Raw genomic sequence first — 24341 nt, forward strand, 5'->3', positions numbered from 1 at the left:
CCGACGATCGTTAAATGACGGGCGGCATCGGCGGCTGGTCGACTACCACCGGGGTCTCGCGGGCCGAACGCAGGTCGCGCTTGAGGCGGCCGTTCTCGAGACGCATGCGCAGCACGGCCGGCAGCGCCGAAAGCAGGCCGGCGATCAGGCCGACACCGAAGAATGCCAGGCCGATCAGGATCAGCGGTGCCTGCCAGTTGTAGCCGGCGAGGAAGTTGAGCGTCGCGGTTTGCGTATTGGCCAGCGCCAGCACCAGCAGCAGCACGAACACCAGCACACGGATCAGCCAGACGACGAATTTCATGGAGCCCTCCTGTCAACTTGTTGCGCGTGCGTGCTCCCGCTGCGCCGCGCCTGAAGTGCCCGTATTGTAATGGAAGCGTTTCGCCAACCGCGCATCTGATCCGCACAGGCGGCGACAGGCATAAAAAAAGCGCCCGCTAGGGGCGCTTTTCACAGCCATGCCGGCTGGCAGGGCTTCGGGCAACGAGACGATCACTCGTCGTCGCTGTCGTGCTTCAACGGTTCGCCGGCGCGGCCATCGACACGTTCGCGCAACTCCTTGCCGGGCTTGAAATGCGGTACGTACTTCTCGGGTACCTGCACCTTCTCGCCCGACTTCGGGTTGCGGCCCACGCGGGCCGGACGGCGGTTGAGACCGAAGCTGCCGAAGCCGCGAATTTCGATGCGATGCCCTTTGGACAAAGCGTCCGACATCGCATCGAGCATCGTTTTCACCGCGAAATCCGCATCCTTGAGGACAAGTTGCGGAAATCGCGTTGCCAACTGGGCGACCAACTCGGATTTGGTCATACTTCAGCAGACCTCGCGAGGCTTACTGGTTCTGGCCGTCGAGCTTTGCCTTCAGCAGAGCGCCGAGGTTCGTCGTGCCGGTGGCAGCCGAGCTGCTGTCGGATTGCAGACCGCGGATGGCTTCTTGCTGCTCAGCCGAATCCTTGGCCTTGATCGACAGGTTGATACCGCGCGACTTGCGATCGATGTTGATCACCATCGCGTTGACCTTGTCGCCTTCCTTCAGCACGTTGCGTGCGTCTTCGACGCGATCCTGCGAGATTTCCGATGCGCGCAGGTAGCCTTCGACGTCGCCCGTCAGCGTGACGACGGCACCCTTCGCGTCGACCGTCTTCACGACGCCGTCGACGATCGAGCCCTTGTCGTTCATCGCGACGTAGTTGCTGAACGGATCGCCTTCGAGCTGCTTGATGCCCAGCGAGATGCGTTCCTTCTCGACATCGATGCCCAGCACGATGGCTTCGACTTCGTCGCCCTTCTTGTACTTGCGAACGGCTTCCTCGCCCGACTCGCTCCACGACAGGTCCGACAGGTGGACCAGGCCGTCGATGCCGCCCGGCAGACCGATGAACACGCCGAAGTCGGTGATCGACTTGATGGCGCCGGTGATCTTGTCGCCCTTCTTGAAGTTGCGGCTGAAGTCATCCCACGGGTTCGGCTTGCACTGCTTCATGCCGAGGCTGATACGACGACGATCTTCGTCGATCTCGAGGACCATGACTTCGACTTCGTCGCCCAGCTGGACAACCTTCGAGGGTGCGACGTTCTTGTTGGTCCAGTCCATTTCCGACACGTGGACCAGGCCTTCGATACCCGATTCCACTTCGACGAATGCGCCGTAGTCGGTGATGTTGGTGACCTTGCCGAACAGGCGCGTGCCCGACGGGTAACGGCGCGAGATGCCTTCCCACGGATCGTCGCCCAGCTGCTTGATGCCCAGCGAGACGCGGTTCTTTTCCTGGTCGAACTTGAGGATCTTGGCGGTGACTTCCTGGCCAACCGAGAGGACTTCGCTCGGATGACGCACGCGACGCCATGCGATGTCGGTGATGTGCAGCAGGCCGTCGATGCCGCCGAGGTCGACGAATGCGCCGTAGTCGGTGATGTTCTTGACCACGCCGTTGACGATCGCGCCTTCCTTCAGCGTCTCGAGCAGCTTGGCGCGCTCTTCACCCTGGGTGGCTTCGATGACGGCGCGGCGCGACAGCACCACGTTGTTGCGCTTGCGATCGAGCTTGATGACGCGGAACTCGAGCGTCTTGCCTTCGTACGGCGTGGTGTCCTTGACCGGACGCGTATCGACCAGCGAACCCGGCAGGAAGGCACGGATGCCGTTGACCATCACGGTCATGCCGCCCTTCACCTTGCCCGTGATGGTGCCGGTGACGAGTTCGTTGTTGTCGAGTGCCTTTTCCAGCGACAGCCACGAAGCCAGACGCTTCGCCTTGTCGCGCGACAGGATCGTGTCGCCATAGCCGTTTTCCAGCGCGTCGATCGCGACGGAAACGAAATCGCCCGACTGGACCTCAACCTCGCCCTGATCGTTCAGGAATTCCTCGATGGGAATGTAGGCCTCGGACTTGAGACCCGCGTTGACGACCACGAAGTTGTGGTCGACACGCACGACTTCGGCGGAGATCACTTCGCCGGCGCGCATGTCTTGACGGGTCAGCGACTCTTCGAACAGGGCCGCAAAGGATTCGGTATTCGGGGTGGAGGTTTGCAGGTCGGACATAAAAATCGGATTGTGCATGGTGCCGCGCCGTCTCTCTTGCCTGGGCCACCTGGCCTGGCTGGCGGTGCGATCGCCACACGGGGTTAAGGGTTGAAACACGCTTCGGGAACCGGCCCGCGCCGGACGCCTGAAGCACCTACTGCCACTGCATGCTGCGGGTACTGCCTGATTCGTTGCGCCGCCGGCAGGTTCAGGCCGGCTGGCCCGAGGCTTCCCGGTACCAAGCCAGGACCTGCTCGACCGCTTGTTCGATCGTCAGGCCCGAGGTATCGAGCAGCTTCGCATCCTCCGCGGGCTTGAGCGGCGCGGCCGCGCGATTGCTGTCTCGTGCGTCCCGCTCACGCAAATCCTGGAGCAAGTTGTCAATATTAGCAGAAAAACCTTTTTGCATCAATTGCTTATGCCGGCGCGCCGCGCGGGCCTCGACACTCGCCGTCAAGAACACCTTGAGGCCGGCGTCGGGGAAGATCACGGTGCCCATGTCGCGGCCGTCCGCGACCAGCCCCGGAGTCTTGCGGAATGCCCGCTGGCGCGCCACCAGCGCGGCTCGCACGCTGCCGTGCACGGCGATCGCCGAAGCGCGGTTGCCGACCGCCTCGGCGCGGATCTGGTCGGAAACATCGACCCCGTCGAGCTGCGCGCAGCCCTCGCGGAAGGTGATGTGCAGGTCGTCGACCAGCTTCGCCAGCCCCGCCTCGTCGTCAGGCTCGATCCCGTAGCGTTGGCTCGCGAGCGCAGCGAGCCGGTACAAGGCGCCACTGTCGAGCAGGTGGAAACCGAGGTGGGCCGCCACCAGCGTGGCGACGGTGCCCTTGCCGGAAGCGGTCGGGCCGTCGATCGTGATGACGGGGGTCGGATGGAATGGTCGGGTCGATTTCATCTGGACAAACGGCTCAGCGCCCGGCGAGCGCGGTGAAACGGTCGAAATAGTCGGGGAAGGTCTTGGCCACGCACTTCGGGTCGTTGATGCGCACCGGCACGCCGCCTAGGCTGACCAGCGAGAAGCACATCGCCATGCGGTGGTCGTCGTAGGTGTCGATCGCCGCATTCGGCAGCAGTTGCGCGGGCGGCGTCACCACCAGGTAGTCGGCGCCCTCCTCCACGGTTGCGCCAACCTTGCGCAGTTCGGTCGCCATCGCGGCGATCCGGTCGGTTTCCTTGACGCGCCAACTGGCGATGTTGCGCAGCGTGCTGGTGCCATCGGCGAACAACGCGGCGACCGCGATCGTCATCGCCGCGTCGGGGATCAGGTTGAAGTCCATGTCGATCGGCTCGAGCTTGCCGTGATCGTGGCCGATGCCGCGCACCTCGATCCAGTCGTCTCCCATCGAGACGTTCGCGCCCATGCGCATCAGCGCCGAGGCGAAACCGACGTCGCCCTGGATGCTGGCGCGGCCGACGCCCTCGACCCGCAGCGGGCCGCCGCCGAGCGCGCCGGCCGCCAGGAAGTAGGAAGCCGATGAGGCATCGCCCTCCACCATGATCGAGCCCGGCGAACGGTAGCGCGTGGACGGCACCGTGAAGCGCTGCCAGCCGTCGCGCTCGACCTGCACGCCGAAGCGCGCCATCAGCTTGATGGTGATCTCGATATAGGGCTTGGAGATCAGCTCGCCCTCCACCTCCAGCACGCTCGCGCCGCCCGGCTGGCCGACCAGCGGCAGCGCCATCAGTAGCGCGGTCAGGAACTGGCTGGAGACATCGCCGCGCACCCGGATCGGGCCGTCGATCGCGATCGCGGCCGGGCGGATCCGCAGCGGCGGGAAACCTTCGTTCTGCTCGTAGTCGATCGCGGCGCCGATCTGGCGTAGCCCGTCGACCAGATCGCCGATCGGCCGCTCGTGCATGCGCGGCACGCCGTGCACGCGGTAATCGCCGCCGTTCACGGCCAGCGCGGCCGTCAGCGGGCGCACCGCGGTGCCGGCATTGCCGAGGAACAGGTCGGCCGTCTTGGCGGGGAACGCGCCGCCGGCGCCGGTCACCACGCAGGTGTCGCCGTCGCGCGACAGCGTCACGCCCAGCGCGGCCAGCGCGGCCAGCATCACGCGCGTGTCGTCGGAGTCGAGCAGGTTGGTGATCGTCGTCACCCCCTCGGACAACGCGGCCAGCAGCAGCACGCGGTTCGAGATGCTCTTCGAGCCGGGCAGGCGCACGGTGCCCGAAGCCTGGGAATACGGACCGAGATCGAGGAATTCCATAATGATCCTGTTAAGACTGAACCGGGCCGGAGGCGGGCTTGCCGCCGCGCTCCTGCCATGCCGTGCGCGCCGCGCGCGAACGGACGAACACTGCCTCGAGCGCCGCGCCGTCGCCGGCCTCGATCGCCTCGCGCAGGCGTGCCAGCACGCGCGTGTAGGCGTCGAGCTCGTCAAGCAGCGCGCCGCGGTTGGCGACGCAGACATCGCGCCACATCTCGGGGCTGGAGGCCGCGATCCGCGTGAAATCGCGGAAGCCGCCGGCGGCGAACGAGAACTTCAGCTCCGCGTCGGCCTCGCCGAGAATCTGCTCGACCAGCGCGAACGAGAGCACGTGCGGCAGGTGGCTGACGGCGGCGAACACGCGGTCGTGCTGGGCCGGGTCCATGGCGCGCGTCACCGCGCCGGTGGCGCGCCACATCGCGTCGACCCGTTCGACCGAGGCGGCCGGGTTCTCGGGCAGCGCGCAGATCACCACGTTGCGGCCGACGTAGAGATCCGGCAGCGCGGCCTCGACGCCGCTCGATTCGCGCCCGGCGATCGGGTGGGCCGGCACGAACTGGGCGATCTTCTCGCCGAGCGCGGCGCGCGCGGCCGCCACCACGTCGGACTTGGTGCTGCCGGCGTCGGTGACGATGGTGGCGGGATCGAGCAGCGGCGCGATGCGCGCCAGCAGCGGCCCGGTCTGCGCGACCGGCACGGCCAGCAACACCAGGTCGGCGCCATCGAGCGCGGCGCGCAGTTGCGCCTCGTCGTCGAGCGAGGCGATCGCGTCGACCACGCCCAGCTCGCGCGCGCGTTCGACCGAGGCCGGCGAACGGCCGACGCCGATCACGCGGCCGGCCTGCCCGGTGCCGCGCTCGCGCAGCGCGCGCGCCAGCGAACCGCCGATCAGGCCGACGCCGAAAATCACCAGTTTGTTGAACGAAAAATCAGACACGGCAGTGGCCAGGTTAAACGCACGAGCCGGAGCCCGTGCGGGGGATGGACATAGCGATGCGGCGCCGGGCCGTGGCCGCGGCGCCCCGGGCTTCAGCGCGCGCGCGGATACGAACCGAGGATCTTCAGGAACGCGGCCTTGCCGCCGAGCTCCGTCAGGGCCGCCGCCACCGACGCGTCGTCGCGATGGCCCTCGATGTCGATATAGAAGTAATACTCCCAGGTGCCGACTCGCGCCGGCCGTGACTCGAAGCGCGTCATCGACACGCCGTGCCGCGCGAGCGGCTCGAGCAGCTTGAACACGGCGCCCGGCTCGTTCTTGACCGACACGATCAGCGAGGTCTGATCGCAGCCGCTGGGCCCGGTCGGCGCGCGGCCGATGGTGACGAAGCGTGTGCGGTTGTGCGGATCGTCCTGGATCATCGAATAGGCGATCTGCAGGCCGTAATGGATCGCCGCGCGGTCGCCCGCGATCGCCGCCACGCTGGGATCGTCGGCTGCCAGGCGCGCCGCCTCGGCGTTGCTCGCCACCGCTTGGCGCTCCAGGTGCGGCGCGTTGGCGGCCAGCCAGCGCTGGCATTGCGCGAGCGACTGCGCATGCGCGCAGACGCGCTTCACGCCGTCGAGGCTGCCGCTTTGCGAGAGCAGGTTGTGGTGGATCGGCAGCGACAGCTCGCCGCCGATCAGCAACTGCGTGTGCAGCAGCAGGTCGAGCGTGCGCGAGACTGCGCCCTCGGCCGAATTCTCGACCGGCACGATGCCGAATTCCGAGGCGCCGGCCTCGACGCCGCGGAACACCTCGTCGATCGACGGGCAGGGTAGCCCCTCGATCGATTGCCCGAAGTATTCGAACATCGCCTGTTCGCTGTAGGTGCCGATCGGCCCGAGGAAGGACACGCGGATGGTCTTTTCCAGCGAGCGGCTGGCGGCCATGATCTCGCGCCAGATCGCATTGATGTGCTCGCCGACCAGCGGCCCCTCGCTCATCTCCTGCAGACGCGCGATCACCTGCTGCTCGCGCTCGGGGCGGAACACCGGTGCCTTGAATTCCTTCTTGACCTCGCCGACCTCGAGCGCCACCGCGGCGCGCTGGTTCAGCAGCGCGATCAATTGCGTATCGATCGCGTCGATACGCTCGCGCAGGGGTTTGAGTCGGGAGTTGAGTTCGTCGTCCATGCTGAATAGCCGTGCTTGATGAGCGCGCCCGAAGCCGTCAGGCCTGGCCGCGCTCGAAATCCTTCATGTACTCGACGAGCGCCTTCACGCCCGCGAGCGGCACCGCGTTGTAGATCGACGCCCGCATGCCGCCGACGGACTTGTGGCCCTTCAGCTGCAGCAGCCCGCGCGCTTTCGCGCCGGCAAGGAAGTCTTCGTTGCGCGTTTCGTCGGCGAGGAAGAACGGCACGTTCATGCGCGAACGCGCGTTTTTCTCCACCTTGTTGAGATAGAAGCTGCTGGCGTCGATCGCGTCGTAGAGCAGCGCCGCCTTCTCGACGTTGCGCGCCTCGATCGCCTCCAGGCCGCCCTGCGCCTTCAGCCACTTGAACACCAGCCCGGCGATGTAGATCGCATAGGTGGGCGGCGTGTTGTACATCGAATTGTTGGCGGCCACCGTCTTCCATTCGAAGGCCGAAGGGCAGATCGGCAGGGCACGTTCGAGCAGGTCCTCGCGCACGATCACAAGCGTGACGCCCGCCATGCCGATGTTCTTCTGCGCGCCGCCGAACAGCGCGCCGTAGCGGCTGATGTCGAGCGGACGCGACAGGATGTGTGAGGAGACGTCCGCCACCAGCGGCACGCTGCCCGTATCGGGGATGTCGAAGGTCTCGACGCCGTCGATGGTCTCGTTGGTGCACAGATGCACATAGGCCGGATCGGCCGACATCTGCCATTCGGAGAAGGCCGGCACGCGCGTGAAGCCGTCCTCGGTGCGGCCGGTGGCGGCCAGGTGTGAAGTGCCGTACTTCTGCGCTTCCTTGAACGACTTCTGCGACCAGGCGCCGGTCACCACGAAGTCGACGTTCTGGCGCGTGCCGAGCAGGTTCATCGGCACGATCGCGTTCTCGGCGATGCCGCCGCCTTGCAGGAACAGCACGCGGTAGTTGTCCGGCACGGCCAGCAGCTCGCGCAGGTCGGCCAGCGCGGTTTCATGGATCGAGGTGAACTCGCGGCCGCGATGGCTCATCTCCATCACGCTCATGCCGCTGCCGTTCCAGTCGAGCATCTCGTCGGCTGCCTGGCGCAGCACGTCCTCGGGCATGGCCGCGGGACCGGCGGAGAAATTGAAAACGCGCATCTTGGAACCTCGGGAGGGACGCGGCGCACCCGGAACCCGCCGGATGCCGCGCCAGAAAAGAAATGGCCGCTTGCGCTCGCGCGCAAACGGCCATTATCGCACCGACGTTGCCACCCCGCCAAACCGGCGCGCTCGCGCCGGCGGGGGCAGGAACGCGTGCTTACTTGCCCGGCTTGACGGCCGCGACTTCCTTGTCGGCCTGGGCGCGGGTTGCCTGGATCGCTTGCGGCATGTACTTCTGCATCAGGCCGTTGACCACATCGCGGCCGACCTGGTCCTGCACCTGGATGAACTTGCGGCCCGTCGGGCTCTTGTAGAACGTCGTCAGGTCCTTGATTTCCGAGGTGCTGTAGTACTTCGCGTAAGCGTCGTACTGAGCCTGCATCGCGTCGTTCTTGAAACCTTGCGAATCGAACACCTTGCCAGCGCCGTCAACCAGCTTCTGCACCGAGTTCTTCTGCAGGGTCGGCACGGCAGCTTGCTTCTGCGCGTCCGTCAGCGTCTTGTTCTCCGACAGCGCGTCCGACAGGATCGCCGGCACGAGCTGCTTCGACTGCATTTCCGCGCTGTTGGCGATCGCGCCAACCAGCTTCGGTGCGTCGATGGCGTTCAGCAGGTCGCTGATCGCCGCCTTCTTGTCGGCGTCGATCGGCGCTGCTGCCACGGCCGAAGCAGCCGGCGCCTGGTTCGACAGCGACTGCGCCATGGCGAACGTCGGCACGATGGCTGCCAGCAGCACCAGTTGCTTGAATTGTTTTTGCATCATCACTCCCTCATGGAAATATGAACGATTTCTTGCACCGCCCGCCCCGGCCGCTCAGCGGCTCGGGTACGGGCGGCGGGCAGCCGCCTCAGGCGTCGCCGCCCTCCGACTCGGAGGCGTCGTCGGCGTCGATTTCGCTATCCGCATCCGCCTCGGCGATCTGCTGCAGGCCCGAAAGCCTGGTGCCCTCATCGAGACTGATGAGTGTAACACCTTGCGTAGCCCGTCCCATCTCGCGGATCTCCGAAACGCGCGTGCGGATCAGCACGCCCGCCGTGGTGATCAGCATGATCTCGCTTTCCGGCTCGACCAGGGTGGCGGCCACCACCTTGCCGTTGCGCTCGGAGGTCTGGATCGCGATCATGCCCTTCGTGCCGCGGCCGTGGCGCGTGTACTCGGTGATCGGGGTGCGCTTGCCGTAGCCGTTCTCGGTGGCGGTCAGCACCGACTGCTCCTCGCCGCCGGCCACCAGCATGGCGATCACCTGCTGGCCGTCCTCGAGCTGCATGCCGCGCACGCCGCGCGCCTCGCGGCCCATCGGGCGCACGTCGTTCTCGTCGAAGCGCACCGCCTTGCCCGAATCGGAGAACAGCATCACGTCGTGCTCGCCGTCGGTGATCGCCGCGCCGATCAGGAAATCGCCCTCGTCGAGGCCGACCGCGATGATGCCCTTCTTCAGCGGCCGGCTGAAGGCCTCGAGCGGGGTCTTCTTCACGGTGCCGAGCGAGGTGCCCATGAACACGTACTTGTCGGCCGAGAACTCCTTGACCGGCAGCACCACGTTGATCTTCTCGCCGTCCTGCAGCGGGAACATGTTGACGATCGGCCGGCCGCGCGAGTTGCGCGAACCCTGCGGCACCTCGTAGACCTTGACCCAGTAGACACGGCCGCGGTTCGAGAAGCACAGGATGTAGTCGTGCGTGTTGGCGATGAAGAGCGTCTCGATCCAGTCGTCTTCCTTCATCTGCGTGGCCTGCTTGCCGCGCCCGCCGCGCTTCTGCGCCCGGTACTCGGACAGCGGCTGCGACTTCACGTAGCCGGCATGCGACATGGTCACCACCATGTCCTGCGGCGTGATCAGGTCCTCGGTGTTCAGCTCGGTGGCGTTCAGCTCGATGCGCGAGCGGCGCGCATCGCCGAACTCGCTCCTCACCGCCGTCAGCTCCTCGCCGATGATGGTGGTGATCCGCTCCGGGCGCGCCAGGATGTCGAGCAGGTCGGCGATCTGGGCCATCACCTCGCGGTACTCGCCGATGATCTTGTCCTGCTCGAGGCCGGTCAGGCGCTGCAGACGCATCTGCAGGATTTCCTGGGCCTGGGTCTCGGACAGGTTGTACTTGCCGTCGGCCTGCATCCCGAAGGCCGGGTTCAGCCCTTCCGGGCGATAGGCCTCGCGCCCGCCCGCCGCGGCGTTCTCGGCCTCGGCGCGCGCCAGCATCTCGCGCACCAGCGACGAATCCCAGGAGCGCGCCATCAGTTCCTGACGCGCGATCGGCGGCGTCGGCGCGGCCTTGATCAGCTCGATGAAGTCGTCGATGTTGGCCAGCGCCACGGCCAGGCCTTCCAGCACATGGCCGCGCTCGCGGGCCTTGCGCAGTTCATAGATGGTGCGCCGCGTCAGCACCTCGCGACGATGCGCGAGGAAGCATTCGAGCATCTCCTTCAGGTTCAGCAGCTTCGGCTGGCCGTCGACCAGCGCGACCATGTTCATGCCGAAGGTGTCCTGCAGCTGCGTCGACTTGTAGAGGTTGTTCAGCACCACCTCGGGCACTTCGCCGCGCTTGAGCTCGATCACCACGCGCATGCCGCTCTTGTCGGACTCGTCGCGGATATCGGAGATGCCCTCGAGCTTCTTCTCGTTGACCAGTTCGGCGATGCGCTCCAGCAGCGAGCGCTTGTTCACCTGGTAGGGCAGCTCGTCGACGATGATCGCCATGCGCTGGCCGCGATCGATTTCCTCGAAGTGCGTGGTGGCGCGCATCACCACCCGGCCGCGGCCGGTGCGATAGCCGTCGCGCACGCCGGCGACGCCGTAGATGATGCCGGCGGTCGGGAAATCGGGGGCGGGAATGATCTCGATCAGCTCGTCGATCGAGGCCTGCGGATTGGCGAGCAGGTGATGGCAGGCATCGACCACTTCCGACAGGTTGTGCGGCGGGATGTTGGTGGCCATGCCGACCGCGATGCCCGACGAACCGTTGATCAGCAGGTTCGGGATCCGCGCCGGCAGGATCAGCGGCTCGCTTTCGCTACCGTCGTAGTTGGGCCCGAAGTCAACCGTTTCCTTGTCGATGTCGACCAGCAGCTCGTGGCCGATCTTCGCCATGCGGATTTCGGTGTAGCGCATCGCGGCGGCGTTGTCGCCGTCGACCGAACCGAAGTTGCCCTGGCCGTCGACCAACATGTAACGCAGCGAGAAATCCTGCGCCATCCGGACGATGGTGTCGTACACGGCACTGTCGCCGTGCGGGTGGTACTTACCGATCACATCGCCGACGATACGCGCCGACTTCTTGTAGGCCCGGTTCCAGTCGTTGTTCAGTTCGTGCATCGCGAACAGCACGCGCCGATGCACGGGCTTCAGGCCGTCGCGGACATCCGGGAGGGCACGTCCGACGATCACGCTCATCGCGTAATCGAGATACGAACGGCGCATTTCCTCCTCTAGGGAGATGGGCAGGGTCTCTTTGGCGAATTGATCCATGTATCCGTATCGTTTCGGAGCGAAGACGGGACCGCCTTTCGCGTAAACGCCGTAGTCACGACGCAACGTGCGATTCTACCATGCGGCAAATCTGCCCCGACGCCCTTGCCCCCTCTATATAGATATAGCGATTTTTTGCCGCTGGGCCGCCGCGCTGAGGCAGGACGCTGGGCGCGGCTGAATCATGCCCGTCGCGCACCAACATCGAGCCGATGCCGGGCACGCATTTCGCTGGCACAGCCTGGCGCGATTTCGCCGGATCGACACACCCCTGCCATCGCCGCCGATCATCATCGACGGTTTTGCCAGAATCGCTCACGCGCAACGGAACAGAGGATTGTGTCGAAAGCGTGTCGCCTCCCGCGGTTGTTCTTGACAATCCTTGAAACATCCTGCAGGCGCCTGTTGCACTGGAACCACAATCGCCAGGGGCTTCTTGGGGTGGGGAGGATTTTTTTTCGTGGGACGGGAACGATATGGCAAAATGCCGAAGCACTGAAATTCAGACGCTGCTCCCAGGGAGTGGCGGCGCGTTTTTTGTGTCGCACCAATGTTATACTCCGAGCAATGTATGACTTGTCATCGTCATCAGGCTCGCAGTAAACCTGCGGTAATCTCAATTTCGAGAGGAGAAATATGAATAAATTTTCAAAGCTCGCGTTCATTGCAGCTACCGCAGTAGTGGCTGCATCCGCTTCGGCACAATCGGTGCCGGCATCGCGACAAGCCGTGAATGACAACTGGGTGAATGGCACGGGCGAATACGTGTGGATGAACGGCACGAACGAGCTTTGCTGGCGCGACGCGTTCTGGACGCCGGCCACGGCGAACGCGAAGTGCGATGGCGCGCTGGTCGCGCAGGCACCGGCTCCGACGCCGGTCGCTCCGGTTGCTCCGCCGGCCATCACGAGCCAGAAGATCACGTATCAGGCTGACGCACTGTTCGACTTCGACAAGGCTACGCTCAAGCCGCTGGGCAAGCAGAAGCTGGACGAACTGGCAGCCAAGATCCAGGGCATGAACGTCGAAGTCGTGGTCGCAACGGGCTACACCGACCGCATCGGCTCGGACAAGTACAACGACCGTCTGTCGCTGCGCCGTGCGCAAGCCGTCAAGTCGTACCTGGTCAGCAAGGGCGTCGAGTCGAGCAAGGTCTACACGGAAGGCAAGGGCAAGCGCAACCCGGTCACGACTGGCTGCAACCAGAAGAACCGCAAGCAGCTCATCGCCTGCCTGGCTCCGGACCGCCGCGTGGAAGTCGAAGTGGTCGGCACGCAACAAGTGCAGAAGTAAATGGGCAGGCAGTAACCTCTCAGGTTACCGCAGCCTTGAAGCCCCGCCTCGGCGGGGCTTTTTCATTCCGGCGGCCGGCGCCGGCCGCTTGCTGGCAGCCGCCAACCGCCGCTTATATACTCGGGGCTCGCTCCCTTTCCGCGCTATTCGCTTGCCGACATGACCAACGCCGACCCGCACGAACTACAGAAATTCAGCGATCTCGCCCATAAGTGGTGGGATCCGAACGCCGAGTTCAAGCCGCTGCACGAGCTCAATCCGGTCCGTCTCGGCTGGATCGACGCGCATGCGCACCTGGCCGGCAAGCGCGTGCTCGACATCGGCTGCGGCGGCGGGATCCTGTCCGAATCGATGGCGGGCCTGGGCGCCCAGGTCAAGGGCATCGACCTGTCGACCGAGGCGCTCGGGGTGGCCGACCTGCACAGCCTGGAAAGCGGCGTCACGGTCGACTACGAGGCAATCGCCGCCGAGGCGATCGCCGAGCGCGAGCCCGCCAGCTACGACGTCGTCACCTGCATGGAGATGCTCGAGCACGTTCCCTCGCCGGCCGGCGTGATCGCCGCCTGCTCGGCGCTGGTCAAGCCGGGCGGCTGGGTGTTCTTCTCGACCCTGAACCGCAACCTCAAGTCCTACCTGCTGGCCGTGATCGGCGCCGAGTACATCGCGCAGTTGCTGCCCAAGGGCACGCACGATTACGCGCGCTTCATCAAGCCGTCCGAGCTGGCCGGCTTCATCCGCGCGACCGACCTGCACGTGGCCGAGATTCGCGGCATCACCTACCAGCCGCTGAGCAAGCGCTTCTCGCTGTCGAACGACACCGACGTGAACTACCTGGTCGCCTGCCGCCGCCACGCCTGATCGATCCACCCTGCCCCGCCTACCGAACGCATGAGCACGCCCGCCTCCCCGCTTGCCCCGGCCACTGCCGCCGCCGCCCCCTCCCACTGCGAGGCGGTCCTGTTCGACCTCGACGGCACGCTCGCCGATACGGCGCCCGACCTGGCCGGCGCGGTCCACAAGATGCAGCGCGAGCGCGGCCTGGCCGAAACGCCGCTCGATCTACTGCGCCCGCTCGCCTCGGCCGGCGCGCGCGGCCTGCTCGGCGGCGGCTTCGGCATCACGCCCGAGGCGCCCGGCTACGAGGCGATGCGCCAGGAGTTCCTGGCCAACTACGCGGACGCGCTCTGCGTGAAGACCGTGTTGTTTCCCGGCATCGCCGAGCTGCTCGACGAGCTCGACGCGCGCGGTGTGCGCTGGGGCATCGTCACCAACAAGGCAACGCGGCTGACCGAGCCGCTGGTGGCCCTGCTCGGGCTGGCCGCGCGCGCGGCCAGCGTCGTCTGCGGCGATACCACGCCGCACGCCAAGCCCCATCCGGCGCCGCTGCTGCATGCGGCCGCGCAGATGGGCATCGCGCCGCAACGCATCGTCTATGTCGGCGACGACCTGCGCGATATCCAGGCCGGCGCAGCGGCCGGCATGCCGACCATCGCGGCCGCCTACGGCTATTGCGGCGACGGCGTGCCGCCCGAGCGCTGGCAGGCGCAGCATTTCGCCGCGACCACGAAGGGATTGCGCGAGCTGCTGCGCAATGTTGCGCTATAATGTCAAGTCCGTGGGGGCGACCTGGTTTCGACAGGGGTTGCGAAGCGGCTAGGGCATGTCGAGGACCCGTCACCTCGTTAATCAATGGGAAAAACGTAACTGCAAACGACGAAACGTTCGCACTGGCAGCCTAAGGGCCGCCGTCCTCTGCCTAGTTCACTGACGGGCTAGTGTCGCAAGACCGGTAGCAATACCGCCAGAGGTCATTTACGTCAGTTAAGCCCTGTCGGCGCCGCGACGACAGGGTCGAAAACCTAGCGGATCGCCGTCCCGCAGCGTGTTCGTCCGCGACGTGGCGGTTAAATCAAAAGACAGAACTAAACATGTAGAACTGGTCGTGGACCGCTTCTGGACGCGGGTTCGATTCCCGCCGTCTCCACCACCGAATACCCTGAGCATCACCGGCATCAAGCAAGAAACCCGCGTCAGCCCCTGGCTCCGCGGGTTTTTTGTTGCGCCCTCGCCTGCCGTATCGCCGAGCCTGGCACCGCGCCGCCCGTCAGGCTCCGACGCGGAACACCCGATCGCCGCCGATCACGTAGCGCCGCTCGTCCGCACGCGGCGCCCCCACATCATGCCCGCCCGTGAATGCGCCGAACGCCGGCAACACGCCCGCGCGCGCGCAGAAGCGAAAACACGGCAGCCGCAGGCGGTCGCCCTGCCCTTTCAACGCCAGTACCGGATGCTCGTGGCCAGCCAGCGCGTAGGCGCCGTCGATTTCCCCCGGGTGATGGCACAGCGCCCATGGACCGAGCCGATACGGCTCGGCCACCGTCTCCACGCCGAATTCCGCGGCCAGCGCGCCCGCATGTCGATCGTGGTTGCCCTCAACCAGCACCAGCCGCAAGCCCCGATGCGCACGCCGCCATGCCCGTAGCGGTGCCAGCGTATCGTCCGCATGCGATTCGCGCGCGTGCAGCAGATCCCCGAGAAACACGATCGATTCCGGCAGATAGCTCGCGATCAAGCGGTCGAGCCGCGCCAGCGTTTCGCCGGTCGAGCCGGCCGGCACCGGAATGCCGCGCGCGCGAAACACCGCATCCTTGCCCAGGTGCGCATCGGCGACCAGCAGGCAGCCGCGCACCGGATCGAAGGCCGCGCGCTTCGCGCTCAGCATCAGCGGATGGCCGTTCAGCTCGATGGTCAGCGCATCGGCGCTCATGATCCGCGCCCGCCGCGCGCCGCGGTTTTTTCGAGATCCGCGAGCATCCTCGCGACACGATCGGCGAGCGTCTCGGTGCTCAGCTTCTCGCGCAGCCGCCCCACGATCAACGGAAACGCGAACGGCGTCGGCTTGTCCGGCGTGCTCAAGGCCAGCCGGCTGGTGCTCATGCGTTCCAGCGCCGCACGCATCCGCTCCAGCTCGAGTTCCTGCTCCAGCACCTCCTGGTCGGCCTGGGCGAGCAGCAGGTTGCCGCTGTCGTGCCGGCGAAACACCTCGTAGAACAGGCCGCTCGAGGCCTGCAGTTGCCGCGCGCTTTTCTGTTGCGCCGGATGTCCGTGGAACACCAACCCCGACACCCTGGCGATCTCGCGAAAGCGGCGCGCCGACAGCTCCGACGCATTCAGGCTCGCGAGGATGTCGTGCTCCAGCCCATCCGGCGAAAACAGACCGCCGTCGATCAGCGCGCCCCAGTCGAACGGCTGCGCGGACAGCAGCTCGAAGCCGTAGTCGTTCATCGAGATCGAGAAGGTGCTCGGCCGCTTGCGCGCGACCCGCCAGGCGATCAGCGAGCCGAGCCCGACATGCGCGGTGCGGCCCGCGAACGGGTAGCAGAAGAAATGATGTCCTTCGCGGCTGCGGACGGCTTCGGCGACCAGCACGCCGGGCGCGGGCAAGGCCGACCAGGCGGCCTGCAACTCCAGCAGCGGACGCACCGCGCGCATTTCCGGTTCGTCGAAGACGCCGTCGGCGGCCCGCGCGAGCATCGCGAGCGCGGCCTCGGCCAGTTCCGACGACAGCGGCATCCGGCTGCCGGCCCATTGCGGGATCGCGCCGCGCGTCGAGCTCGCGCGCTTCACGTAGGCGGTCATGTCGCGCACCCGGACGAGTTCGAGCGCCCGGCCGCCGAAGGTGAACACGTCGCCCGGCTTCAGCCGGGCCACGAACGACTCCTCCATCGCCCCGATCCGGCCGCCGGACAGGAACACGACCTGGATCGTCGCGTTGCCGACGATGGTGCCGATATTGTTGCGATGCCGGCGCACCAGTTCCTCGCGCGGCACGCGATAGACCCCGTCGTCGCCGACGACCACGCGGTGATAGTCGGGATAGGCGCTCAGCGAGGTGCCGCCGCGCTCCACGAAGGCGAGCGCCCAATCGAACTCGGCCTCGCCCAGAGCCCGGTAGGCATAGGCGCGCCGCACCTCGGCGAGCATCGCGTCGCGCCGGAAGCCGCCGCCGATCGCGATCGTCACCAGGTGCTGGACCAGCACGTCGAGCGGTTTCAGCGGCATCTCGCGCGCCTCGATCCGGCCGCCCTCGATGGCCCAGCGCGCCGCCGCGGCCTCCACCAGTTCCAGCGCATGGGTCGGCACGATGGTCACGCGAGAGGTGCGCCCCGGCGCGTGACCCGAGCGGCCGGCGCGCTGCATCAGGCGCGCGACGCCCTTGGGCGAGCCGACCTGGAACACGCGCTCGACGGGCAGGAAATCGACGCCGAGATCCAGGCTCGAGGTGCAGACCACCGCCTTCAGCCGCCCCGCCTTCAGGCCCTGCTCGACCCAGTCGCGAACGCTCTTGTCGAGCGAGCCATGATGCAGCGCGATCAGGCCGGCCCAGTCCGGGCGCCGTTCGAGCAAGGCCTGGTACCAGAGTTCGGCCTGCGAGCGCGTGTTGGTGAACACCAGCGCGCTGGCGGCCGCGTCGATCCCGTCGGCCACCGCGCCGACCTGGCGCGTGCCGAGATGGCCGCCCCAGGGGAAGCGCTCGATGGTGTCCGGGATCAGCGTATCGACGACGAGCGGCTTCGGCAGCGTGCCGCGCACCAGCGCGCGCGGCGTGCGCACCGCGTGCAGCAGCGCGTCGCTGGCCAGCGGCAGGTTGCCGAGCGTCGCCGACAAGCCCCATACCTGCAGATCCGGCCGCCACGCCGCGAGCCTCGCGATGGCGAGCTGGACCTGCGTGCCGCGCTTGCTGCCGAGCAGTTCGTGCCACTCGTCGACCACCACCAGCCGCAGCTGCGCGAAGGTGTCGCCCGCGTCGATGCGTGTGAGCATCAGCGAGAGGCTTTCCGGCGTCGTCACGAGCGCCGACGGCATGCGGCGATCCTGCCGCGCCCGCTCGCTCGACGGCGTGTCGCCGGTGCGCAGGCCGACCGTCCAGGGCACCGACAAGTCGAGCACGGCGCCCTGCAGGGCACGCGCGCTGTCGGCGGCCAGCGCGCGCATCGGCGTGATCCAGAGCACGGTCAGCGGCGCCGGCAACGGGCCGCGGCGGGACGATGCCGCGCCCGGCCGCGCCGCGTTCGCCTCGGCGTAGGCGGCCAGCGCGCCGAGCCAGACCGCCAAGGTCTTGCCGGCGCCCGTCGTGGCATGCAGCAGGCCGCTGGCGCCGCGTGCGATCTCATGCCAGACCTGCCGCTGGAAGTCGAACGGCTCGCGGCGCCGCGACGCGAACCAGGCGGCAATCCGCCCGGCGATCGGCTCGGCGGCACGCGCCGCGTCGAATTCGAAGGTGGCCGGCACAAACGCTTCGGCGGCCGCATCGTGTCGCGCCTGTGCCGCCCGGCTCAATGGAATCCGGCGCCCGCGCGGCGCGCGGCGGCCGGGCGGCGTCGTCTCGGCCCGCCCGGGGTCGCCGCCGGCAGGCGCGGCGCGCCCCGTGTCGACGCTGCCTGCCGACCCGCCGGCGGGATCGACGTCGACACCATCGCCGAGCGCCCCTGCCTCGCGCCGATCGCGCCGTCGCGCCGCGCTCATGCCGGCGCCTCGTCCAGGAAGCCCTTCAGCATCGCCAGCGTGTCCGCGTCCTCGATCGATTTGTCGGTGCGCCAGCGCAGCATGCGCGGGAAACGCACCGCGATCCCCGATTTGTGCCGCGGGCTGGCCTGGATGCCCTCGAAACCGATCTCGAACACCAGGCTCGGCGTCACGCTGCGCACCGGGCCGAACTTCTCGATCGTGGTACGCCGCACGATGGCGTCGACCTGGCGCATCTCCTCGTCGGTCAGCCCCGAATACGCCTTGGCGAACGGCACCAGGGTGCGCACGCCGTCCATCTCGTCCCACACCGCGAAGGTGAAGTCGGTGTACAGGCTCGCGCGCCGGCCATGGCCGCGCTGCGCGTACAACAGCACCGCGTCGATCGCGTAGGGATCGATCTTCCACTTCCACCAGGTACCGGCGGCCTTGGTGCGCCCGACGCCGTACATCGAGGCGCGCTGCTTCAGCATCAGTCCTTCGACGCCGCGCGCGCGGCTCTGCTCGCGCAGCGCCGCCAGCGCCGGCCAGTCCGCCGCCTCGACCAGCGGCGAGACGCGCAGCGCCACGCCGGCCTCGCCGGCCGGCAAGGCTTCGGCCAGCGCCTCCAGCCGCGCGCGACGCCGCGCGAGCGGTTCGGTGCGCAGGTCGCGGCCGCCCTCCTCGAGCAGGTCGTAGGCGCGCAGCGCGGCCGGCGAATCGGCGAGCACGCGCTTGCTGAGCGACTTGCGCGTGATGCGCGGCTGCAGCCTCGCGAACGGCAGCGGCGTGTCGGCTCCCGGCTCCCAGGCAAGGATTTCGCCGTCGACCACGGTGCCGTCGGGCAAGGCCTCGCCGAGCGCCGCCAGCTCCGGAAAGCGCTCGGTCAGCAGGTCCTCGCCGCGCGACCAGATCCACACGCGCCCGGCGCGCTTCACCAGTTGCGCGCGGATGCCATCCCATTTCCACTCCACCAGCCAGTCGCCGATCGGGCCGAGCGTGGCCGGATCGGCCTGCAACGGATGCGCCAGGAAGAACGGATAGGGCAGCCCGAGATCGCTCTCGTGCGTGGCGGCGGCGGCGGCGACGGCATCGCCCTGCGGCTCGGCCGCGATCAGCCGCAGATAGCGCGCGGCGTCGGGCGCCTGGCGGGAATCGGTCCAGCCGACCATGCGCTGCGCGATGCGCTTGTGATCGACGCCCGCGACGGCGGCCAGCGCGCGCACCACCAGTTGACGCGACACGCCGACGCGAAATCCGCCGCCGATCAGCTTGGTCAGCAGGAAACGCTCGCTCCAGTCCAACTCGTCCCAGTAGCCGACCAGGCGCTCGCGCAGGGCCTCGGGCTCGCTGCCGCGCAAGGTCAGCACGCGTGTCTCGATCCATTGCGCCAGGCCCAATGACGAGGCGCGCGTGGCGGGCGGCAGCACGTGCGCGATGGTCTCGGCCAGGTCGCCGACCGCCTGGTACGACTCCTCGAACAGCCAGTCGGGCAGCCCGGCGCGATCGCGCGCGCATTGCGCGAGCAGGCGGGTCGGCACCGACTGGCGCGGCTTGCCGCCGGCGAGGAAATACGAAGCCCAGGCGGCATCCTCGGTTTCGGCCGCCGAGAAATAGGCGACCAGCGCCTCGAGCTTCACCTGGGTCGAGGTGGTCGCATCGAGCGCCGCATACAGGGCCGCGAATCGTTTCATCGCCGGGGCTCCGTGCTCTCGTGCTCGCCGGCGTCCGGGGCCGACGGCGGTGTCCGCAGCGAGGGCGACGTATCGGATGCCGCGCCCACCGCCGCGCTCGGCGCGGCATCCGACGCCGCCTCCGGCGCGGGTGCGCCTTCATCGGCCTCCTCGCCGTACTCGGTCGCGAACGCGCCCGCCTGCTTGCCGTGTTCGTTGAGCCAGCGCACCATCGGCTCGACCTGTCCATGCGTGACGATCACGCGAGCGGCGCCGGTCGCATCGATCGCCTGCAGCAGCCCCGGCCAATCCGCGTGATCCGAGAGCACGAAGCCGCGATCGACGCCGCGCCGGCGTCGCGTGCCGCGCAAGCGCATCCAGCCGGAGGCGAAGGCATCGCTGTAGTCGCCGAAACGGCGCATCCAGACGCTGCCCTGCGCGGACGGCGGCGCGATGATCAGCGCGCCGCGAAACGCGGCCTTGTCGCGCGCGGGCACCTCGGAGACCAGGCGCGTGTCGGGCAGATCGACGCCCGCCTCCCGGTACGCGCGATTGAGCGGCTCGACCGCGCCGTGGCAGAAGATCGGGCCGATGCCGCGATCGATGCCGGCCAGCACGCGCTGCGCCTTGCCGAACGCATAGCAGAACAGCACCGAGGCCCGGCCTTCGGCCGCGTTATGGCGCCACCACGCGTCGATGCCGGCGAGGATCGTCGCGGTCGGCTCCCAGCGATAGATCGGCAGGCCGAAGGTGGACTCGGTGATGAAGGTGTCGCAGCGCACCGGCTCGAACGGCGCGCAGGTCGGATCCGGCTCCAGCTTGTAGTCGCCCGAAGCGACCCAGACCCGGCCGGCATGCTCGACGCGCACCTGCGCCGAGCCCAGCACGTGGCCGGCGGGATGCAGCGACACGCGCGCATCGCCGAGCGCGATCGCTTCGCCATACGGCAGGGCCTGCACCTGAGCCTGCGGCAGCCGCGAGCGCAGCACGCCGACACCGGGCCGGGCAGCGAGATATCGGCCATGCCCGGGGCGCGCGTGGTCGGCATGCGCATGCGTGATCACGGCGCGCTCGACCGGGCGCCAGGGGTCGATGTAAAAATCGCCGGCCGGGCAGTACAGGCCCTCGGGGCGGGCGACGATCAGGTCGGAGGATGAATCCACGCCACTTCCTTCGTCGGATTGCGGGACGGCAGGCGCGAATCGGTCGGAACGGGCCCAGTCACGGGCCGGAGCCGCCGTCCGGCGGTACTGCCGCTTGCGGTTCACGGGTCCCGTGCGTCGACGCTGCCGCCTGCGCAAGCAGCGCGGACGCGACGGTTTCGGACACGCTAATCATGCACTAGCCAGATGCATGCCCGCAGCGGCCGGGTTCGATCCCGGCGCGCGGATCGGATCTCCATCGGCCAGAGCGTCGACCACGGCGCCGCCGTCGATCCGACACGCGCGTCGCTGCCCAGAAAATGAAAACCCCGCCGGGCACGCCGGCGGGGTCGAGAAACGCGGCCGGCCGGTTCGCCGGCTACCGTCAGGACGCGTCAGACAGCACGATGTTCGCGGTCTTGCTGGGGTCGCCCGCCAGGCCCATCGAGGCGGCATCGTCGGTCGAATACGCGTAGGCGTGGATCGCATCGCCGTCGCCGGCGCTCTTGCCGTCCGACAGCGTGACCGTCATGTTGGTCGCGTTGCCGCCGAAATCCTTGTTGCCGTCCACCTTGCTGATATCGGGATTGCCGGCGCCGCCGGGCTGGCCGTTGTCGGCGCCGCCGTCCTCGTACAGCACTTCGTCGGGATGCGTGTTGCCGCTCGCGTCCGACGGCGAGATCCGCACGCCGATATCGCCCGAGCCGGCCACGAAGGTTCCCGTCTGCCCCGGCTGCAGCGTGATGGTCCCCTTGTTCTGCCCCTGCACCGAATAGGTGAAGGACTCGGGGCGATTCGTGTCGTCGGTGACGTTGAAAGTCTTGTCGTTGCCGGTGCCGGTGTTCACCACCTTCACAGAATCGGGGCTCACGCCGTTGCTGGCGGCCGCTTGCGGCACGCCGCCGGCATTGTTGCCGAGCCCTGCGGCGCCGGGGGCGGGACCGCCGCCGGACGTGCTCGCATCGGCGCCGGCCGGCGGTGCTGCCACGGCAGACGGGGTCGCCGCGGCAAGCGTCGCGGCCGCCGGTGCACCGCCGCCGCCCGCCGCGCCCGAAGGATCGGCGGCGAGCTGCGGGAACGAACCAGGCGAACCGCCACCGCCCGCGCCCGATGCCCCGCCGACCTTGTTGTCGTCATCGGAGCTCATCCGCGCCAGCAACTGGTGGATGGCGTTGTCGAGCTGCTGCAGCAACTGGATCAACTGGCTTTGCGCGCCGTTGGCGCCGCCGAGCGCGTCGATGCCGTTGCTGCGATTCACGTTGCCGATCGCAAGGGACATGTCGAACCCCGGGGAAGGTGAGATTCCCCAAGCCTAAAGGCGAGCGGCACGGCGAGGCCGTGCCGGCGGAAACGATGTACGCCGATCCGAAGCAGGCGATGAAAATTCGCGCCGCGCGACCTCCCGACGTGCAAGGGGCCGGATCCTCACTCGCCGCGTTCGCCAATCAGCCAGGGCTGGCCCCGCTCCAGCGCGGTGAGGCGCCCGCCCGCGCCGAGCGTGGCGAAGTTGTCCTCGAGCTGGGCCTGGGTCTCCTTGAGATGCACCCAGCCTTCGTTGTGGACGGCGACCAGCCGTGCCTCGGGAAACGCCTGCGCCGCCTCGAGCGCATCCTCGCTGCCCATCGTCATGTGGAAACGCCCGCGAGGCTCGGCTGCCCCCGTGAACAGCACCACCATGCGCGGCGAGCAGCGCCGCGCGACTTCCGCCGTGCCCTGATACCAGACGGTGTCGCCCGTCACGCAGACCAGGTCGCCCGGCTCGTCGATGCCCAGCGCGAAGCCGATCACGTCGCCCGAATACGGCTCGATGCCGGCCGGCCCGTGGCGCGCCGGGTTGCCGTGACCAGCAGGCGCCGGCCGTCGCGCGTCGCGCAGCGTGCGCGTCTCGAAGGGCGCGGGACCGGGCGCATTGCCGCCCAGCCGCCGCACCCCGGCCTGCGTCGTGTAGACCAGCGGCACGCGCGGCAGCATGGCGCGGCCGGCATGGTCGAGATTGTCGAAATGGGGGTCGTGGCCGAGCAGCACCGCGTCGAGCGCGCCGATCTCCTCGACCGACAAGGCCGGCCCGGTGGTCTTCTCGAAGCGAAGCGGCTGCTCCTGGCAGAGCCCGGGCGGATCGAAGGTCGGATCGGTCAGCAGGCGCACGCCGTCATTCGATCAGCACCGTCGGGCCGCCGATCAGCGTCAGGGTCAGGTCTGGCGCCTTCATCGCGAGTTTCCTGTTCGGTTGGTGGAGGAAGCCATGCTAGGCTGCCGTTCCATGTTCGAAAATTCCCAAACTCTCGACAATGGCTGATCAAATTCGTCCAACACCCGACTGGGAGGACATCCGCGTATTCGTCGCGCTGGCGCGTCACGGCAGCCTGTCGGCGGCGGCACGAGCCCTGTCGGTGTCGCATGCCACCATCTCGCGGCGCCTCCAGTCGCTCGAACAGGCGCTGGGCGAACGGCTGGTCGAGCGCCGCCCCGACGGCTACGTGCTGACGGCGGCCGGCACCCGCACGCTCGGCTCGGCCAGCGAGATGGAAGCCGCCGCCGCGCAACTGGGCCGCGGCGGCCCCGACGACAGCCCGCGCGGCCTGGTGCGGATCAACGCGCCGCCCAGCCTGGCCCAGCACTTCCTGATCGCGCGGCTGGCGACGCTGACCGCCCGCCATCCCTCGCTCGATATCGATCTCGCCTCGGACTTCCGGGCAGTCAGCCTGGAGCGGCGCGAAACCGATATCGCGCTGCGCTTCGGACGGCCCGAGGACGGCGACGTGCTGGCCCGCTGCGTCGCGACCCTGGGTTACGGGCTGTTCGCCGCGCCGTCGCTGGCCGCCGGGCTCGCGGCAGGCGCCGCGCCGGTGTTCGTCGGCTTCGACGAGGCCAATGCGCACCTGCCGGAGGCGGCCTGGCTCGCCCGGCATTTCCCGAAGGCCCGGCTGGCGCTGCGCGGCGGCAGCTACCTGGCCCAGGCCAGCGCGGCCGGCGCGGGCGCGGGCGTCGCCCTGCTGCCGAATTTCATCGGCCGCGCCGATCCGGCGCTGGTGCCGTGCCGGCTGGCCCATGCGCCGCCGGCGCGCGAGATCTGGCTGCTGACGCGGCGCGAGGCCCGCAAGGACCTGCCGACGCGGACCGTCGCCGATCATCTCGGGGAAGTGTTCGCCGATGCGGCCGACGAGCTGGCCTGAGCCGGACGCACGCAGCCGTGCCCCGTCGCGAACCAGGCAGGAATGGGAATTAACGCGGGGAACGGAAAAACAGACGGGAAGATCGAGCAAGACGCCAGCGGCGGCGCCTTCCT

At 68.1% G+C, this 24341-nt stretch carries 20 protein-coding genes and 1 other RNA gene; 5 read left to right on the forward strand and 16 right to left on the reverse strand.

All coding sequences use genetic code 11. The features are described 5' to 3' along the window. Positions 1–10: 10 nt before the first annotated feature. The 10 genes from FB600_RS23010 to gyrA form a co-directional block, all read right to left on the reverse strand. Entirely contained in the window at positions 11–304 is a 294-nt protein-coding gene (locus FB600_RS23010) for a lipopolysaccharide assembly LapA domain-containing protein (protein WP_013697001.1), read from the reverse strand. A gap of 191 nt (positions 305–495) precedes the next feature. Next, positions 496–813 (reverse strand): integration host factor subunit beta, encoded by a 318-nt coding sequence (locus FB600_RS23015; RefSeq protein WP_145757447.1) that lies wholly within the window; start codon positions 811–813, stop codon positions 496–498. A gap of 22 nt (positions 814–835) precedes the next feature. Continuing rightward, the gene (rpsA, locus tag FB600_RS23020) at positions 836–2566 is read right to left on the reverse strand and encodes a 30S ribosomal protein S1 (RefSeq protein ID WP_013696999.1); all 1731 of its coding nucleotides are present in this window, start codon (positions 2564–2566) and stop codon (positions 836–838) included. 172 nt (positions 2567–2738) lie between these two features. Then, positions 2739–3428: a (d)CMP kinase gene (gene cmk, locus FB600_RS23025; RefSeq protein WP_096749534.1), complete on the reverse strand. Its 690-nt coding sequence runs from the start codon at positions 3426–3428 to the stop codon at positions 2739–2741. Between the two features lie 13 nt (positions 3429–3441). Next, on the reverse strand, positions 3442–4743 hold the full coding sequence (aroA, locus tag FB600_RS23030) for a 3-phosphoshikimate 1-carboxyvinyltransferase (RefSeq protein ID WP_145757446.1): 1302 nt from the start codon (positions 4741–4743) through the stop codon (positions 3442–3444). A gap of 10 nt (positions 4744–4753) precedes the next feature. Next, positions 4754–5680: a prephenate dehydrogenase gene (locus FB600_RS23035; protein WP_096749536.1), complete on the reverse strand. Its 927-nt coding sequence runs from the start codon at positions 5678–5680 to the stop codon at positions 4754–4756. A 92-nt stretch (positions 5681–5772) separates the two neighbouring features. Further along, positions 5773–6855 (reverse strand): prephenate dehydratase, encoded by a 1083-nt coding sequence (gene pheA, locus FB600_RS23040; RefSeq protein WP_025100612.1) that lies wholly within the window; start codon positions 6853–6855, stop codon positions 5773–5775. A gap of 37 nt (positions 6856–6892) precedes the next feature. Further along, positions 6893–7975: a 3-phosphoserine/phosphohydroxythreonine transaminase gene (serC, locus tag FB600_RS23045; protein ID WP_096749537.1), complete on the reverse strand. Its 1083-nt coding sequence runs from the start codon at positions 7973–7975 to the stop codon at positions 6893–6895. Positions 7976–8135: 160 nt separating this feature from the next. Continuing rightward, a complete protein-coding gene (locus FB600_RS23050) occupies positions 8136–8738 on the reverse strand; it encodes a DUF2059 domain-containing protein (protein ID WP_043216520.1) in 603 nt (200 codons plus the stop codon). Between the two features lie 88 nt (positions 8739–8826). After that, complete coding sequence (gene gyrA, locus FB600_RS23055) at positions 8827–11442, reverse strand: DNA gyrase subunit A (protein ID WP_096749538.1); 2616 nt, start codon at positions 11440–11442, stop codon at positions 8827–8829. 636 nt (positions 11443–12078) lie between these two features. On the opposite strand from gyrA, the gene ompA reads away from it, so the two are divergent. The 4 genes from ompA (at position 12079) to ssrA (ending at position 14722) form a co-directional block, all read left to right on the forward strand. Then, positions 12079–12735, forward strand: coding sequence for an outer membrane protein OmpA (ompA, locus tag FB600_RS23065; protein WP_013696991.1), 657 nt, complete (start codon positions 12079–12081; stop codon positions 12733–12735). Positions 12736–12894: 159 nt separating this feature from the next. After that, positions 12895–13593: a bifunctional 2-polyprenyl-6-hydroxyphenol methylase/3-demethylubiquinol 3-O-methyltransferase UbiG gene (gene ubiG / locus FB600_RS23070; RefSeq protein WP_145757444.1), complete on the forward strand. Its 699-nt coding sequence runs from the start codon at positions 12895–12897 to the stop codon at positions 13591–13593. 30 nt (positions 13594–13623) lie between these two features. Next, entirely contained in the window at positions 13624–14340 is a 717-nt protein-coding gene (gene gph / locus FB600_RS23075) for a phosphoglycolate phosphatase (protein ID WP_098154425.1), read from the forward strand. Positions 14341–14352: 12 nt separating this feature from the next. After that, positions 14353–14722: a transfer-messenger RNA gene (ssrA, locus tag FB600_RS23080) on the forward strand. A 117-nt stretch (positions 14723–14839) separates the two neighbouring features. Here ssrA and pdeM read toward each other — a convergent pair. The 6 genes from pdeM to FB600_RS23110 form a co-directional block, all read right to left on the reverse strand. Continuing rightward, a complete protein-coding gene (gene pdeM, locus FB600_RS23085) occupies positions 14840–15502 on the reverse strand; it encodes a ligase-associated DNA damage response endonuclease PdeM (RefSeq protein ID WP_145757443.1) in 663 nt (220 codons plus the stop codon). Continuing rightward, entirely contained in the window at positions 15499–18261 is a 2763-nt protein-coding gene (locus FB600_RS23090) for a ligase-associated DNA damage response DEXH box helicase (protein WP_145757442.1), read from the reverse strand. Before FB600_RS23090 ends, pdeM begins: the two co-directional genes overlap by 4 nt. After that, on the reverse strand, positions 18258–19934 hold the full coding sequence (locus FB600_RS23095; protein ID WP_145757441.1) for an ATP-dependent DNA ligase: 1677 nt from the start codon (positions 19932–19934) through the stop codon (positions 18258–18260). The genes FB600_RS23090 and FB600_RS23095 overlap by 4 nt, the downstream gene beginning before the upstream one ends. Next, entirely contained in the window at positions 19931–21076 is a 1146-nt protein-coding gene (locus tag FB600_RS23100) for a ligase-associated DNA damage response exonuclease (protein ID WP_145757440.1), read from the reverse strand. Before FB600_RS23100 ends, FB600_RS23095 begins: the two co-directional genes overlap by 4 nt. Positions 21077–21440: 364 nt before the next feature. Beyond that, entirely contained in the window at positions 21441–22334 is an 894-nt protein-coding gene (locus tag FB600_RS23105) for a hypothetical protein (RefSeq protein ID WP_145757439.1), read from the reverse strand. Positions 22335–22480: 146 nt separating this feature from the next. Then, the gene (locus FB600_RS23110; RefSeq protein ID WP_261383440.1) at positions 22481–23200 is read right to left on the reverse strand and encodes an MBL fold metallo-hydrolase; all 720 of its coding nucleotides are present in this window, start codon (positions 23198–23200) and stop codon (positions 22481–22483) included. A gap of 143 nt (positions 23201–23343) precedes the next feature. Between FB600_RS23110 and FB600_RS23115 the strand changes: the two genes are divergently transcribed. Beyond that, positions 23344–24228, forward strand: coding sequence for a LysR family transcriptional regulator (locus FB600_RS23115; RefSeq protein ID WP_017921567.1), 885 nt, complete (start codon positions 23344–23346; stop codon positions 24226–24228). Positions 24229–24341: the final 113 nt, after the last annotated feature.

The sequence above is a fragment of the Burkholderia sp. SJZ089 genome (assembly GCF_007828315.1).
Taxonomy (GTDB): Bacteria; Pseudomonadota; Gammaproteobacteria; order Burkholderiales; family Burkholderiaceae; genus Burkholderia; species Burkholderia gladioli.

Excerpts from the sequence above, each read along its gene's own strand:
- FB600_RS23010 (WP_013697001.1), bottom strand. The coding sequence starts at position 304 with ATGAAATTCGTCGTCTGGCTGATCCGTGTGCTGGTGTTCGTGCTGCTG.
- FB600_RS23015 (WP_145757447.1), bottom strand. The coding sequence starts at position 813 with ATGACCAAATCCGAGTTGGTCGCCCAGTTGGCAACGCGATTTCCGCAA.
- rpsA (WP_013696999.1), bottom strand. The coding sequence starts at position 2,566 with ATGCACAATCCGATTTTTATGTCCGACCTGCAAACCTCCACCCCGAAT.
- cmk (WP_096749534.1), bottom strand. The coding sequence starts at position 3,428 with ATGAAATCGACCCGACCATTCCATCCGACCCCCGTCATCACGATCGAC.
- aroA (WP_145757446.1), bottom strand. The coding sequence starts at position 4,743 with ATGGAATTCCTCGATCTCGGTCCGTATTCCCAGGCTTCGGGCACCGTG.
- pheA (WP_025100612.1), bottom strand. The coding sequence starts at position 6,855 with ATGGACGACGAACTCAACTCCCGACTCAAACCCCTGCGCGAGCGTATC.
- serC (WP_096749537.1), bottom strand. The coding sequence starts at position 7,975 with ATGCGCGTTTTCAATTTCTCCGCCGGTCCCGCGGCCATGCCCGAGGAC.
- FB600_RS23050 (WP_043216520.1), bottom strand. The coding sequence starts at position 8,738 with ATGCAAAAACAATTCAAGCAACTGGTGCTGCTGGCAGCCATCGTGCCG.
- gyrA (WP_096749538.1), bottom strand. The coding sequence starts at position 11,442 with ATGGATCAATTCGCCAAAGAGACCCTGCCCATCTCCCTAGAGGAGGAA.
- ompA (WP_013696991.1), top strand. The coding sequence starts at position 12,079 with ATGAATAAATTTTCAAAGCTCGCGTTCATTGCAGCTACCGCAGTAGTG.
- ubiG (WP_145757444.1), top strand. The coding sequence starts at position 12,895 with ATGACCAACGCCGACCCGCACGAACTACAGAAATTCAGCGATCTCGCC.
- gph (WP_098154425.1), top strand. The coding sequence starts at position 13,624 with ATGAGCACGCCCGCCTCCCCGCTTGCCCCGGCCACTGCCGCCGCCGCC.
- pdeM (WP_145757443.1), bottom strand. The coding sequence starts at position 15,502 with ATGAGCGCCGATGCGCTGACCATCGAGCTGAACGGCCATCCGCTGATG.
- FB600_RS23090 (WP_145757442.1), bottom strand. The coding sequence starts at position 18,261 with ATGAGCGCGGCGCGACGGCGCGATCGGCGCGAGGCAGGGGCGCTCGGC.
- FB600_RS23095 (WP_145757441.1), bottom strand. The coding sequence starts at position 19,934 with ATGAAACGATTCGCGGCCCTGTATGCGGCGCTCGATGCGACCACCTCG.
- FB600_RS23105 (WP_145757439.1), bottom strand. The coding sequence starts at position 22,334 with ATGTCCCTTGCGATCGGCAACGTGAATCGCAGCAACGGCATCGACGCG.
- FB600_RS23115 (WP_017921567.1), top strand. The coding sequence starts at position 23,344 with ATGGCTGATCAAATTCGTCCAACACCCGACTGGGAGGACATCCGCGTA.